Origin of the sequence: Nonlabens sp. (assembly GCF_039941875.1) — a bacterium.
Classification (GTDB): domain Bacteria; phylum Bacteroidota; class Bacteroidia; order Flavobacteriales; family Flavobacteriaceae; genus Nonlabens.
The window spans coordinates 14,970-29,249 of sequence record NZ_JBDVDQ010000021.1; the positions used below are offsets into that span (position 1 = coordinate 14,970).

Consider the following 14,280-nt stretch of genomic DNA (forward strand, 5'->3'; position numbering starts at 1 on the left):
TATTAATACACGTTAAGGATCATGACTTCCTTATTTTGAAAAAGAATAGTATCTCCCTTTTTTTTACTTTTTAAAGCCTGTCCTATAGGAGATGATAGAGATACTGCAAAGCAGTCTATATCATTAACCACTAGTTTTCCCATTCCTGCGCCTATGTAAAAATAACCGGACGGAAGTACAACAAGTGCTCCAGGTTCTATAAAGGAGCATTCTTTATCAGGATCGATGCGCAGCAGTTGATCTAAGATAATGGATGTTTCTGCACGTTGTCTTTTATAGAGTTCTTCTTCATTTTGAATCATCGCTCTTCCAGTCTCGTACTTATCACCAGCGCTACTTTTAGTTTCATTACGCTTAGCATCCATTAAAGAATCTAGATTTTTTTTTATGATAGTTAATCGTTCACCTACAGTTTCTAGACAGTAAGTATTGATAGCTTTTTTAAATTTAGGAAAATCGATAGTACTCATATAACAGTAAATATAGAATAAAAAAAGTCTCGTGTATAACGAGACTTTTAAAATAAGAATAGTGTGTAATTAGTTACTACGTATAAATAAATCTATAATGTGTACTACACCATTAATAGCTGTAATGTCTGTAGTAGTAACATTTGCCGTGTTCATTGTGCCGTCTGTGATCACCGTACCAGCACTAATATCTACAGTAAAAGATGTGCCAGGTCTTAAAGTGTTTACTCTTAAACCAGTACTAAGATCTCCAGAACGTAAACGGTCAACACCCTTTACGTGATATAATAAATCTTCCTCTATGTCTGTCTGACTCGTTATGTCTGCAATAGAATCAAACTCGTCTGTAGTGTTTAAGTCTACCAGTTCCTGAAAAGCAGCGTCGTTAGGAGCAAAAATAGTATAAGGATCCATTAAAGTACCATCAGTATTAGAAAGGTCAGTTTCTAATCCATTTGTTTGTAAAGCTGCAGTCAGTTCACTGAATTCTGGGTTTGCAGCAATTAAAGAAAAGACAGTTGGTAGCTCAATTACAGCGTCTATTATGTGTACAACGCCATTATCTGCATCGCTATCTGCATCTATAATAGTTACATTACCGTTTAATAGGATAGAAGTACCTGTTTCTATAAATAAATCTAGAAATTCTATCTCGTCATCTTTACCTAGTGTTTTTATATAATCGGTAGTCATTACCTCGGTAGTTACTTCGGTAGTTAATGTATGATACTGAAGTAAATCCCTTAAGTCTGCTACAGGAATGTCATCTATACTAGCAATGCCATTTGCGGTAAGATAATTTGTAAAGGCAGTGTTATTGGGAGCAAATAAAGTATAAGTGGCAGATGAATTAAAGGTAGTATTTAATCCTGTTCTTATAAGTGCGGCATTTAACATGCTTAGATCTTCATTGTTTTCTGTCTGATCTAGTATCGAGTTAACGCCTGGTATAATATTACCACCATCATCTGCATCTTCACAAGCGGTAAATAATATAGCTACAGTAGCAAAAATAGCTATGGTGTATTTCTTAAAAGTATTCATCATTTTCAATATTCTTTTTCAGCTTGCAAAATAACGAAATCAAAGCATTTATATTGCTTGTATGGAATGGAAACTCTCTATGAATTTTGATAGAGAAAATACTTGTAACGATAAGAAAAATCTAACACGTTAAAAACTCTTATAGTTGACTCTTATTGTATTTTTGCACTATGGCAAAAGTAGTAGTAGGACTTTCTGGTGGCGTAGACTCAAGTGTAGCGGCACATTTATTAAAAGAACAAGGTCATGAAGTGATAGGTCTCTTCATGAAAAACTGGCATGATGACACCGTTACTATAAGTGACGAGTGCCCGTGGTTAGAAGACTCTAACGACGCAATGCTGGTTGCAGATAAACTAGGTATCCCTTTTCAAACAGTAGATTTAAGTGAGCAATATAAAGAGCGCATAGTAGATTACATGTTTGACGAGTATGCTAGTGGGCGCACGCCTAATCCAGATGTGTTGTGTAATCGCGAGATTAAGTTTGATGTGTTCATGGATATTGCACTAGAACTAGGTGCAGATTATGTTGCCACTGGACATTATTGCCAGAAAACAACCACCGTAGAAAACGGTAAAGAAATACATCACTTAATAGGTGGAGCAGACGCAAATAAAGATCAGAGTTATTTTCTTTGTCAGGTGTCTCAAAAACAACTAGCCAAAACTCTTTTTCCAATAGGTCATCTTCAAAAACCTGAGGTAAGAGAAATAGCTGCTGCGCAAGATTTAATTACTGCAGGAAAGAAAGATTCTCAAGGGTTGTGCTTTATAGGTAAAGTAAGATTACCAGATTTTTTACAACAGAAGTTGCAAGCAAAAGCTGGTGACATCGTAGAGATAGACGCACAAACCAGTCGTGATAAAATGTTAGAAGTTGATGGTACAATAGATTCTAGCGAGGTGAATGAATTGGTTACGCTTTCGCGAAAGCGTAAATATCAACCTACAGACGGGAAAAAAGTAGGAGTACATCAAGGTGCTCATTATTTTACTCGTGGACAGCGCAAAGGACTAGCTGTAGGTGGTACTCCAGAGCCACTTTTTGTAATTGAGACAGATGTAAATACCAATACTATTTATGTAGGTCAGGGAAAACAACACCCAGGTTTATACCGTCGTGGATTATTTGTCACAGCTGCAGAGACGCACTGGATAAGAGAAGATTTAGAAATAGCAGTAGGTGAGACTTTAGAAGTTATGGCGCGAATACGATACAGACAGACTCTAGAGCCGGCAACTTTACACCGCACAGAAGATGGTCTTTATGTTATTTTTAATGACGAGCAAAGCGCGATATCACCAGGTCAGTTTGTAGCATGGTATCAGGATAACGACTGTTTAGGTTCTGGGGTAATAGCTTAGTATCACGCAAATTGTGATAGAATAAGTGTAAATTTACTTCTATGAAAAAAATAATACTTATTCTTTTTGCATTTATTTCTATAGCTACAAATGCACAAGATTTTCATGCATTGGTTTATTTTGTAGATAAACCTAATGTCGCTACGTCGTTGGCAAATCCGCAGAGTATACTAACTCAAAGATCTATAGACCGTAAAATGAGACATAACATCGCGATAGATGATCGCGATGTGCCTATGAATCAAGCATATGTGGCACAGATAAAAAGTCAGCCAGGTATAAGTTATAAAGCGCAGTCTAAGTGGTTTAACTGTGTGCATGTGGTAGGTGCTACTACAGATATTGATGCGCTAGCTAGTCTACCTTTTGTCTCTAGTATAGATTATACAGATCCTACAAAAAGTGCGTCTGTTAGCAATCATGATAAGTATGCAAACATGGTTACCACACCACTGGTTTATGGAACAGCAAGAAATCAGATAGAAATGATAGGCCTAGATGATTTGCACAATACAGGTAACGCCGGTGCAGGAATGTTAATAGCAGTAACAGACTCTGGTTTTCCTAATGTAGACGTAAATACAGGTTTTGCACAATTGCGCAATAATAACGGTATCAAAGGAACTTGGGATTTTGTGCAACGAGATAATTCTATTTATGAAGATAATTTTCATGGCTCTAGAGTACTGAGTGTGATGGCAGGAAATGATCCTAATAATTTTGAAGGTACCGCACCAGACGCTGGTTATTACCTGTTTCGTACAGAAGAAGGAGCGCAAGAAACACCAGCAGAGATGTCTTACTGGGTGCAGGCTGCAGAGCGTGCAGATTCTCTTGGGGTAGATGTCATTAATGTTTCTTTAGGCTATTTAGGATTTGATAACACGGCAGAAAGTCTCGACTACCAAGACATGAATGGTGTCACATCTTTTATCTCTCAAGGGACTAACGTTGCTTTTGAAAAAGGGATAATAGTAGTCACCAGTGCTGGGAATTCTGGTAACAGTACCACACATCCTTATGTTGCCTCTCCTGCAGATGCGATAGGAGCATTTGCCATAGGATCGGTAACCGACACAAGAGCAAAATCTAGTTTCTCAAGCATAGGACCTACGGTAGACGGTCGCATACGTCCAGATATTGCGGCACAAGGTAGCGCGACTGCTAGTATAGATGAGTCTGGTAACCTTGTGACTACTAGCGGTACATCTTTTAGTGCACCTATGATAAGTGGCGCGATGGCATGCCTCATGCAGGCATTTCCTAATCTAACACCACAACAAATTATAGATGCCGTGCGCGCTAGTAGTGATCAGTCCACGTTGCCCGATAATTTATTAGGTTATGGAATTCCTGATTTTGGCGCAGCACAACAGACACTTAGTTCTGTCAGTTTTAATTCACAAGATTTTGATTACTATGTAAAGGATAAAATTTTGTTTTTTAATACCACTCAAGGCGAAAACCTAACTTCTTTCCAGCTCTATAACTTACAAGGGCAGCAGGTCATTAAAAAAACGACAACACAAGATGGCTTTATAGATCTTAACCAAGTCTCTAGTGGACTCTATCTATTTACATTAGATCAAAGTGATGTTACTTATAAAGTGGTGATTAGGTAATTGAATTAGATTTAGGTTTTTATATTTGATTATGAGACTTTACTTTTTACTTATTTTTCTCTTAGGGACACTTGCTCAAAGTCAGATTGTTTCTCATTCTTATGTGAATTTTGCAAATGATAACCATGCGGTAGATACTGCTGTTATAGATTGGGATGACAGAGTTTCTCAAATCACTTTTAATTCAGAAACTGATTTTACATTTCATGTTATGCCTAATGTTAGTTGCTTGACTTGGAGAGAACTTAATGGGAAATGGAAAAAAAGAAATGATACTATTTTTTTCTACGATCAGTATGAGGTTTACGAGAGAGATGTTCGATTTAAATTCTCTAATAACAATCAAAATAAATTTTATCATTTAAAATTTAAAACTGATCGCAACTCAAAATTATTGGATGATGAAATTAAAATCGATTTTGTTTATGATTATGATTATCAGCTAGATAATGTAAAATCTGTATGGCAATTATCTGATGATTTCTCATTAAATATTCCTTACGATAAAATTCCTAATTTAGATAGACTGGCATCGATTAGGTATGAATTTAATTTAACAACTATAGGCAAGCGTACTGGATATATTACCACATCTGACAGGGTAAATGTAAGAACGGAACATATCCCAAATGAAATACAAATTACTCTAATAGAAAATCCTAGAAAAGAAACGGTACGTAGATTAACTAAAGGTGTTTTAAAAGATGATATCATTAGAATAATTTCCACGGAAAAAAGCGATGCTACTTTAACGGATTATACAGAAGAATTGAAGTTCAAAGAGGATTATGTAAAACATACTTCAGATTAATCATCTGTTTATTAGCTTCAATAATTGTATTTAATTGAGGCCTTTTTGGAGGCGAAACAACATTTAAAATTTAATAGTAAGAAGAGCAACTTCCTTAAATTTGCATTACTATCCAATTTAAGTAGCAAACACTATGTCTAAAAACGCAATTACTCAGCTTTTCAAAATTAAATACCCTATTATTCAGGGTGGTATGATATGGACAAGTGGTCATAAATTAGTCACTGCTGTAAGTAATGCTGGTGGTTTAGGCTTAATAGGAGCTGGATCTATGTATCCAGAAGTATTGAGAGAACATATTCAAAAAACAAAGGCAGGAACAGATAAGCCCTTTGGTGTAAACGTTCCACTACTTTATACAGATCTAGAAGAAATTCTTCAAATAATAATAGAAGAGAAAGTACCTATAGTTTTTACAAGTGCAGGAAACCCTAAGACTTACACAAAGCGTTTAAAAGATGCTGGAATTACCGTAGTTCATGTAGTGAGTTCGGTAAAATTTGCATTAAAATCTCAAGAAGCTGGTGTGGATGCATTAGTTGCTGAAGGTTTTGAAGCTGGAGGACATAATGGTAGAGAAGAGTCTACTACTTTAACTCTTATACCGCAAGTAGCACAAGCCATAGATATTCCTTTGATTGCTGCAGGTGGTATCGCAACTGGTCGTGGTATGTTAGCAGCCATGACTTTAGGGGCAGACGCTGTCCAGGTAGGTAGTAGATTTGTTGCAACCCATGAAGCAAGTAGTCATTTAAACTTTAAAAATGCGGTAGTAGAAGCAGGTGAAGGAGCAACTCATTTAACTTTAAAAGAACTCGCACCAGTGCGTTTAATGCGTAATAAGTTTTGGAACGATGTTCAAGAACTTTATAAAAAAGCACCAACTCCAGAAGATTTAAAAGAGCTTTTAGGTAGAGCTAGAGCAAAAAAAGGAATGTTTGAAGGTGATTTAATAGAAGGAGAATTAGAAATAGGGCAAGTCTCTGGATTAATAAACGATATTATTCCCGCAGCACAAGTGGTAGAGGATATGGTTTCAGAATTTGAAGAATCTAGAAAAGAATTATCTAATTTTTCTTTAAATGGCTAGAGCTCAAACAGCAATAGAAGAAAAGTGGAATGTAATTACTCATGGTTTTGGTTTCCTTTTATTCATAGCGATTACCATAGGGTTAGTATATGAGGCTGACTGGTCAGTAGACTACATGCTGCCGGCTATTCTTGTATACGTTATGTCTCAATTATTTTTATATTTTTCTTCTACAGCTTATCATAAAGTAGAGCCAGGTAAATTAAAGTTTAAACTGAGAAAATTAGATCATATCTCTATTTATGGTTCTATAGCAGGTACTTATACACCAGTATGTCTCATTACTTTAGAACAATCAAGTGGCTGGTATATACTTGCTGCAGTTTGGGGAATTGCTGTATTTGGAATTGTTTGGAAATTATTTTTTACAGGTAGATTCGAGGCATTTTCTAGCATTCTATATTTAGTTATGGGATGGATGATTGTCTTTGATTTACAAACTCTAAATGATGCTTTTACAGATTTACAAATGAATCTTTTAATTGCTGGTGGTATTTTCTTTACTGTAGGAATCATTTTTTATGCATGGAATAAGCTTTATTTTAATCATGTGATCTGGCATTTATTTGTTTTAGGAGGCAGTCTTAGTCATGCAGCTATGGTTTGGAGTATAGTACAGACCATATAATCAGGTGTTTGAATTTCTTAATTATATTTTACACTTATTTTTTGTGTTAAAAAACTATTAAGGCACATCATCTTAACTTCTTCTTGTATAATTTTGAGGTCTCAATAGAAAGACGTGAAATATAGTACGCTGTTATTATTCTTATTTGCTAGTTTTCTTAATCTAGCCTCAAATGGTGACTATTCATCATATGAGGATGCGTTGAGTCATCTAGTTACAATACAGCAAGAAGATCACGATTCTAAAGAAAAGATAGACGCTTACGAAGAGGTAGGTGAGGAAGAAGAGATCAGCGAGAAAAATTCTACTGATACTCTTTCTAACTTATTTCATTCCACCTCAAGTAATTTTCTTGCAGAAATCAGTTCTCTTCAAAAAGATAATTTCACTACAAGAGAAGGTGTTTGTTTAATCTCTCAACAGAATTTGTATCTTATTTACGAAGATATTAGAGTCTAGTATTATTAATTCATCACAGACCTCGCCATCAGAGGTATTTTGTAGACAGCGCTTTGCTGTTCCTATCTGTGATTTCGATACTCAGTTTAATTTATTATAGTAATTAGTTGGTTATGAAAGTGTTTTGCTTTCTATATACTGCTATGTTTTGAATTAAACTCACTCAATTTATCTATCAATTAATACATCATTCCATTGAAAAAAATCATTCCTTTTATAGTAATGGCCTTACTCATAGTGAGCTGTCAGCACAAAGAAGAAAAACATAAATCCATCCCTACTCTAAGAGTAACAAATCTAATCTCAAAGGATACTACCATAACTAGAAAGTATGTGAGTCAAATCCATGCGATGCGTCATATAGAGTTAAGAGCCTTAGAACGTGGTTATCTTCAAAAAATCTATGTCGACGAAGGGCAGAAAGTAGAGAAAGGTCAAACGATGTTTACTATTAATGCAAACGTCTACAAAGCTGAACTTCAAAAATCAAAGTCTGAAGCGAGAGCTGCAGAAATAGAATATGATAACACAAAAATGTTATCTGATAAAAATGTAGTTTCTAAAAATGAACTAGCTCTTGCTGAGGCTCGTCTAGCAAAAGCAAATGCCGAAGTTAACATGGCACAAACACATTTAAATTTTACCACAATTCATGCTCCTTTTACTGGGATAATGGATCATCTGGAAGCAAGAGAAGGTAGCTTACTTGATGAAGGTGAATTGCTAACTAGAATATCTGACAATAGTAAGATGTGGGTGTATTTTAATGTTCCTGAGGCTGAGTATATTAATTATGTTACAGATACCACAACACACGCCTCTAATGTTCAGTTACAAATGGCAAATTCGGCTATTTTTAATCATAAAGGAAAAGTAGAAACTATAGAAGGTGAGTTTAATCACGAGACAGGTAACATTGAGTTTAGAGCTACATTTCCTAATCCAGAAAGTCTTTTAAGACATGGACAGACTGGGAACATATTGATGGATATACCATTTAAAAATGCTAAAATAATTCCGCAAAAAGCAACATTCGAGATACTTGATAAAAAGTACGTTTTCGTCGTGAACGATAAAGAAGAAGTAGAACAACGACAAATTACCATCTTAGAAGAATTGCCTTATCTGTATATCGTTAAAGACGGTATAGATCCTAATGACCGCATATTAATCGATGGATTAAGGAAAGTGCGTAATGGGCAAAAAATTAATGCAGACTTCATAGAGCCAGAAACAGTACTAGCAGACTTAAAGCTAGTAGCTGAATAATCGGTTTCAAAAAATAATAAGATGTTTAAAAATTTTATAAAAAGACCAGTATTGGCCATAGTAGTCTCGTTGATTATTATGATTATCGGTGGATTATCGATTAAGAGCCTTCCTATTTCACAATTTCCAGAAATAGCGCCACCACGTGTACTTATCACTGTAGCTTATCCAGGTTCTAGTGCTGAGGTACTTACTAATACGACACTTATACCGCTAGAAAGAGCGATAAATGGTGTTCAAGGAATGAAATATATCGTGTCTGACGCAACTAGTGCAGGTGAAGCTACCATTCAAGTTATTTTTGAATTAGGTGAAGATCCTAATGTAGCGGTGGTTAACGTAAAAAATCGTGTAGATCAGGTTATCAATAAATTACCACCGCTAGTTCAGCTAGAAGGTGTAGTAGTTTCTAGAGTACAACCTAGTATGTTGATGTACGTAAACCTCTATAGTAAAAACAAAAATGACGATGAAAAGTTCTTGTACAACTATGCAAATGCAAACGTAATACCTGAAATTAAAAGGGTGAACGGTATATCTAGTGCAAAGATATTAGGTAGTAGACAGTATGCGATGCGTTTATGGTTAAAACCAGACCGCATGAGAGCATATAATGTTTCTACAGAAGAGATCATGGAAGCTATTAATGAGCAAAGTGTCATAGGTAGACCGGGACGATTAGGTCGTAGTTCTGGTCAGGAAGCACAATCACTAGAATATGTATTAGTTTACAAAGGAAGGTACAATAAGCCAGAAGAATATGAAGATATAATTATAAAGGCAAGCCCTGATGGCGAGATATTAAGACTTAAAGATCTTGCTCGTGTAGAATTGGGAAGTGAATTCTTTGATATTTATTCTAATAAAGATGGATATCCATCTGCAGCAATCGTTTTAAAACAGTCTTATGGTAGTAATGCCAGTGACGTTATCGACCAGATTAAAGAAAAGATGGAAACCATGAAGCAGGACTTTCCTGCTGGTATGGAATATGAAGTGAGTTATGATGTTTCTAACTTCTTAGATGCCTCTATTGAAAAAGTAATACATACCCTAGGAGAGGCTTTCATACTAGTATCTCTAGTTGTATTTCTATTCTTAGGTGACTGGCGTTCCACATTAATTCCTGTACTTGCTGTACCTATATCATTGATAGGGGCCTTTTTTGTTATGCAAATGTTTGGGTTAACAATTAACTTAATTACATTGTTTGCGTTAGTTCTTGCTATAGGAATCGTGGTAGATGATGCCATAGTAGTGGTAGAGGCAGTGCATGCAAAAATGGAAGAAATACCTGGTATTTCCCCATATAAAGCAGCCCAGCAGGTTCTAGGAGAAATAGGTGGAGCAATTGTAGCTATTACTTTACTTATGGTAGCTGTATTTGTGCCGGTTGCATTTATGAGTGGTCCGGTAGGTGTATTTTATAGACAGTTTGCAATAACTATGGCTTCGGCGATTACTTTATCTGCAGTGGTAGCACTTACTTTGACACCAGTGTTGTGTGCTATGATTTTGAAAAATAACCATGGTAAGAAAAAACGTAAAACACCTATCACTTATTTATTAGATGGTTTTAATAATCTATTTGAAAAACTTACAGGTAGATATACTAATGTTTTAGAGAAAATAGTCTCTAGACGTTTATTAACTATCGTAGTGTTAGGAGCTTTTATAGCCGCTACATTCTTTGTAAATAAAACACTTCCTGCAGGGTTTATACCTAATGAAGATCAAGGGATGATTTATGCTATTGTACAAACACCACCTGGGTCTACTCTAGAAGAAACTAACAAAGTTTCTAGACAGTTACAAGCCATAGCCGAAGAGATAGATGGAATTCAGTCTGTGTCATCTCTAGCAGGTTATGAAATCTTAACTGAAGGACGTGGTTCTAATGCTGGTACCTGTTTGATCAACTTAAAAGACTGGACAGATAGAGAGCATTCTGTGCACGAAATCATTGAACAACTAGAAGAGGAAACTGAAAAGATGGGTGCGGTCATTGAATTTTTTGAGCCGCCTGCAGTACCAGGTTATGGAGCAGCTGGTGGTCTAGCCTTACGTTTAATAGATCAAAACAATGAAACTGATTATCAGGAATTTGATAAAATCAATCAAGATTTTATGGATGCCCTAGGTAAAAGAGAAGAGTTGAGTGGTCTGTTTACCTTCTATGCAGCAAATTATCCTCAATATGAGTTAGAAATAGATAACGCCCTTGCTATGCAAAAAGGAGTTTCTATAGGTGTAGCAATGGAAAATCTAAACATTCTAATAGGTAGTACCTATGAACAAGGTTTTACAAGATTCAATAACTTCTTCAAAGTATATACTCAGGCTGGTCCAGAATACAGAAGGTATCCTAGCGATATACTGGATTATTATGTAAAGAATGATGTTGGTGAAATGGTACCTTATTCTGCATTTATGAAATTGAACAAAAAACAAGGGCCTAATGAAGTGACAAGGTATAACCTTTACAACTCTGCAGCGATAAGAGGTAATCCGGCAAAGGGATTTACTACAGATGATGCGATAAAAGCCGTTCGAGAAGTAGCAAATGAAACCCTACCTAGAGGTTATGATATTGCATGGGAAGGACTTTCCTTTGACGAGGCTAGAAGAGGTAATGAAGCAATTATCATTTTTGGTATCGTATTGATATTTGTTTATTTCGTACTTGCTGCACAGTATGAGAGCTTTATACTACCGCTAGCAGTAATTCTATCCTTACCAGTTGGGATTTTTGGATCATTCTTTTTGTTAAAAACACTAGGTCTGGCAAATGATATTTATGCACAAGTAGGTCTGGTCATGCTGGTAGGACTACTGGGTAAAAATGCCGTGTTGATTATAGAATATGCCGTTCAAAAACGTAACGATGGTATGTCTATAAGAGAAGCAGCTATAGAGGGAGCAAAGGTTCGTTTCCGCCCTATCTTAATGACATCGTTTGCTTTTATCGCAGGACTTATACCTCTAGTAATAGCTAGTGGAGCAGGTGCTGTAGGTAACCGTACCATAGGAACATCTGCCATGGGTGGTATGTTATTCGGTACTGTATTCGGTGTTTTAGTAATTCCTGGGCTGTATTACATTTTTGCAACTATAGCAGATAAACGTTCTATGATTAAGGACGAAGATTTTGAACCATTAACGGAAGAGTATAACTACAACGATCAGAAAAATGAAGACTAATTCAATTATAAAAACTCTAGTCGCTGTACTGATTGTACTATTAGTGCATTCTTGTGCATTACCTAAAGTGACTCAAAAAGACCCTAATAAGAACTTGCCGGCTACATATCAAAATGAAGTCACAGATTCTGTAAACTCTGCAAAGGCAGACTGGAAAACCTTCTTTGAAGATCCTGCTTTAACAGACCTTATTGATGAGGCTGTTGTAAATAATAAAGAGGTAAACATTATGCTCCAAAAGATCATGATGTCTCAAAATGAGATTCAGACTAGAAAAGGAGAGTACCTACCATTTGTAAATCTAGGCGCAGGAGCTGAGGTAGAAAAAGTTGGTGAATATACACGCAATGGTGCTGTAGAAGAAAGTTTAAACATCAGAGACGGAAAAGCATTTCCAGATCCATTAGGTGATTTTAAATTAGGAGCTACTGCATCATGGGAACTAGATATCTGGAAAAAACTAAGAAACGCGAAAAAAGCTGCTGTTCTAGAATATCTAGCCACTACAGAAGGTAAAAACCTACTGATTACTAATCTTGTTTCTGAAGTAGCACGTTCTTATTATGAACTAGTAGCACTTGATAACGAATTACAAAATTTGAATCAAAATATTGAAATTCAAGAAAATGCACTAGAAGTCGTTAAGCTCTTAAAAGAAGGAGCGCGTACCACTTCACTAGCAGTAAAACGTTTTCAGGCAGAAGTTCAAAAGAACAAAAGTGAGGTGTATCTCGTAAAACAAGAAATACGTGAGATAGAAAATGAAATTAATTTTCTACTAGGTCGCACACCGCAACCTATAGTTAGAAATGCGACCGATTTTATAGATCTGGTTCCTAAAATCGTTCAAACTGGTATCCCATCACAACTGTTGCAAAACAGGCCAGATGTACGTCAGGCCGAATTAGAACTAGCAGCAAGCCGTTTAAATATAAAAGTTGCCAAGGCAGATTTCTATCCATCCATAGGAATCAAAGCTGGTGTAGGTTTTAATGCCTTTAACCCTAAGTTTTTATTAAACACACCAGAGTCACTTTTATACTCTGCCGCGGCAGACGTTATGGCGCCGTTAGTGAATAGAAATGCTATTAAGGCAGCGTACAAAAATGCAAATGCGCGACAGATACAGGCCGCATATGAGTATGAGCAGCAACTATTAAATGCTTATAAAGAAGTTGCTAACCAAGTTTCTAATCTGGATTATTTAGTTAAAAGTTATGATTTAAAAGAGCAACAAGTACAGTCATTAACAGAATCCATAGAGATAGCAAACCAGTTATTTCAGTACGCAAGAGCAGATTATATGGAGGTGCTTTTAACACAACGTGATGCATTAGAGGCTCGTAAGGAGTTGATCCATACTAAAAAAGAGCAAATGATAGCAACTGTAGATCTTTATAAAGCATTAGGTGGTGGCTGGCGCTAAGTAGTAAGTAAGACTATTAGATTGGAGTGATTAGAGATGGGTAATGTGGATGGCATTACCCATTTCTTTTTTATGTAGAAATAGCTTTTTTGTAGTTCTGATTTCGCGAAAGCGGAATTAATAAAACCTAATAGTTATATGTTATTATATTTTTATAGTTGCTTTACAATAAAAATCCTAAAATACCACCTATAAGCATCACAACGATTTTTGCGAGATTAAATCTGTGACCTTCACTAGCTTCTAGGATAAGGGTAGTAGAAACATGAAGAACAATACCTGCCACTATTGCTTTGAGAGGCAACATCATATCTTGTAAGAAAGGAAGGTTTCCAGCTATTAAACTTCCCAGTGGTGACATGGCTGCAAATAATAAAATGATCAATAAAGCTTTTATCTTTGATAAACCACTGGCTAACAAAAAGGAACCGAATATAAATGCAATAGGTAATTTATGAACTGCAATACCATATAGCATTCCATGATCATGAGTTTCTTGTAAAGGCATTCCTTCTAAAAATGCATGAAAACACAAACTCACAAATAATACAGTAGGAAAAGAAGTGCCAGATTTTTTCACGTGTAAATGTCCATGTTCAGCACCTTTTGAAAAGAATTCCAGAACAATCTGTACAAACATACCAGCTAGTAAATAAGCCCCATAACGGCTATCACCTACTTCATAGATTTCTGGTAAAAACTCACTTGCTACAGCGCTCAACAAAAACGCCCCAGAAAAGGCAAGCAATAACTTGATCTTCTTTTGAGACTGAGGCTTTAATAGCAACGTCGCCACAAATCCTAAAATAACAGCAAGAAAAGGAAGAAGTATATTCATTTAAAGAATTGAGAATTCAAAGTTATAATTTCAGAGTGACTATTGTTTGATTAGA

General features: G+C 35.9%; 12 protein-coding genes. 9 read left to right on the top strand and 3 right to left on the bottom strand.

The genetic code is table 11. From position 1 onward, the window contains the following. Nucleotides 1-2: 2 nt before the first annotated feature. Entirely contained in the window at nucleotides 3-470 is a 468-nt protein-coding gene (locus tag ABJF08_RS12360; RefSeq protein ID WP_348116545.1) for a transcription elongation factor, read from the bottom strand. Nucleotides 471-539: 69 nt separating this feature from the next. Beyond that, complete coding sequence (locus ABJF08_RS12365; RefSeq protein WP_348116546.1) at nucleotides 540-1,517, bottom strand: fasciclin domain-containing protein; 978 nt, start codon at nucleotides 1,515-1,517, stop codon at nucleotides 540-542. Between the two features lie 167 nt (nucleotides 1,518-1,684). On the opposite strand from ABJF08_RS12365, the gene mnmA reads away from it, so the two are divergent. The 9 genes from mnmA (at nucleotide 1,685) to ABJF08_RS12410 (ending at nucleotide 13,387) form a co-directional block, all read left to right on the top strand. Beyond that, nucleotides 1,685-2,881, top strand: coding sequence for a tRNA 2-thiouridine(34) synthase MnmA (gene mnmA / locus ABJF08_RS12370; protein ID WP_348116547.1), 1,197 nt, complete (start codon nucleotides 1,685-1,687; stop codon nucleotides 2,879-2,881). A gap of 41 nt (nucleotides 2,882-2,922) precedes the next feature. Then, nucleotides 2,923-4,503, top strand: coding sequence for a S8 family serine peptidase (locus ABJF08_RS12375; RefSeq protein ID WP_348116549.1), 1,581 nt, complete (start codon nucleotides 2,923-2,925; stop codon nucleotides 4,501-4,503). A gap of 31 nt (nucleotides 4,504-4,534) precedes the next feature. Then, nucleotides 4,535-5,314, top strand: a complete 780-nt coding sequence (locus ABJF08_RS12380; RefSeq protein ID WP_348116550.1) for a hypothetical protein — start codon at nucleotides 4,535-4,537, stop codon at nucleotides 5,312-5,314. A gap of 133 nt (nucleotides 5,315-5,447) precedes the next feature. Continuing rightward, nucleotides 5,448-6,404 (top strand): nitronate monooxygenase, encoded by a 957-nt coding sequence (locus tag ABJF08_RS12385; protein ID WP_348116551.1) that lies wholly within the window; start codon nucleotides 5,448-5,450, stop codon nucleotides 6,402-6,404. Continuing rightward, nucleotides 6,397-7,032: a hemolysin III family protein gene (locus ABJF08_RS12390; RefSeq protein WP_348116552.1), complete on the top strand. Its 636-nt coding sequence runs from the start codon at nucleotides 6,397-6,399 to the stop codon at nucleotides 7,030-7,032. Before ABJF08_RS12385 ends, ABJF08_RS12390 begins: the two co-directional genes overlap by 8 nt. 114 nt (nucleotides 7,033-7,146) lie before the next feature. Further along, nucleotides 7,147-7,491 carry a hypothetical protein gene (locus ABJF08_RS12395; RefSeq protein WP_348116553.1) on the top strand — a complete coding sequence of 115 codons (345 nt, stop codon included), beginning with the start codon at nucleotides 7,147-7,149 and terminating at the stop codon, nucleotides 7,489-7,491. Between the two features lie 195 nt (nucleotides 7,492-7,686). Further along, nucleotides 7,687-8,760, top strand: a complete 1,074-nt coding sequence (locus tag ABJF08_RS12400; protein WP_348116555.1) for an efflux RND transporter periplasmic adaptor subunit — start codon at nucleotides 7,687-7,689, stop codon at nucleotides 8,758-8,760. Nucleotides 8,761-8,781: 21 nt separating this feature from the next. Continuing rightward, entirely contained in the window at nucleotides 8,782-11,961 is a 3,180-nt protein-coding gene (locus ABJF08_RS12405) for an efflux RND transporter permease subunit (RefSeq protein WP_348116556.1), read from the top strand. After that, nucleotides 11,951-13,387 (top strand): TolC family protein, encoded by a 1,437-nt coding sequence (locus ABJF08_RS12410; protein ID WP_348116557.1) that lies wholly within the window; start codon nucleotides 11,951-11,953, stop codon nucleotides 13,385-13,387. The genes ABJF08_RS12405 and ABJF08_RS12410 overlap by 11 nt, the downstream gene beginning before the upstream one ends. A gap of 163 nt (nucleotides 13,388-13,550) precedes the next feature. Here the strand turns inward: ABJF08_RS12410 and ABJF08_RS12415 are convergent, their stop codons facing one another. After that, entirely contained in the window at nucleotides 13,551-14,225 is a 675-nt protein-coding gene (locus ABJF08_RS12415) for a ZIP family metal transporter (protein ID WP_348116558.1), read from the bottom strand. Nucleotides 14,226-14,280 lie beyond the last annotated feature (55 nt).

Coding starts and splice junctions, on each gene's coding strand:
- mnmA (WP_348116547.1), top strand. CDS start 1,685: ATGGCAAAAGTAGTAGTAGGACTTTCTGGTGGCGTAGACTCAAGTGTA.
- ABJF08_RS12415 (WP_348116558.1), bottom strand. CDS start 14,225: ATGAATATACTTCTTCCTTTTCTTGCTGTTATTTTAGGATTTGTGGCG.
- ABJF08_RS12360 (WP_348116545.1), bottom strand. CDS start 470: ATGAGTACTATCGATTTTCCTAAATTTAAAAAAGCTATCAATACTTAC.
- ABJF08_RS12365 (WP_348116546.1), bottom strand. CDS start 1,517: ATGATGAATACTTTTAAGAAATACACCATAGCTATTTTTGCTACTGTA.
- ABJF08_RS12385 (WP_348116551.1), top strand. CDS start 5,448: ATGTCTAAAAACGCAATTACTCAGCTTTTCAAAATTAAATACCCTATT.
- ABJF08_RS12380 (WP_348116550.1), top strand. CDS start 4,535: ATGAGACTTTACTTTTTACTTATTTTTCTCTTAGGGACACTTGCTCAA.
- ABJF08_RS12375 (WP_348116549.1), top strand. CDS start 2,923: ATGAAAAAAATAATACTTATTCTTTTTGCATTTATTTCTATAGCTACA.
- ABJF08_RS12405 (WP_348116556.1), top strand. CDS start 8,782: ATGTTTAAAAATTTTATAAAAAGACCAGTATTGGCCATAGTAGTCTCG.
- ABJF08_RS12390 (WP_348116552.1), top strand. CDS start 6,397: ATGGCTAGAGCTCAAACAGCAATAGAAGAAAAGTGGAATGTAATTACT.
- ABJF08_RS12410 (WP_348116557.1), top strand. CDS start 11,951: ATGAAGACTAATTCAATTATAAAAACTCTAGTCGCTGTACTGATTGTA.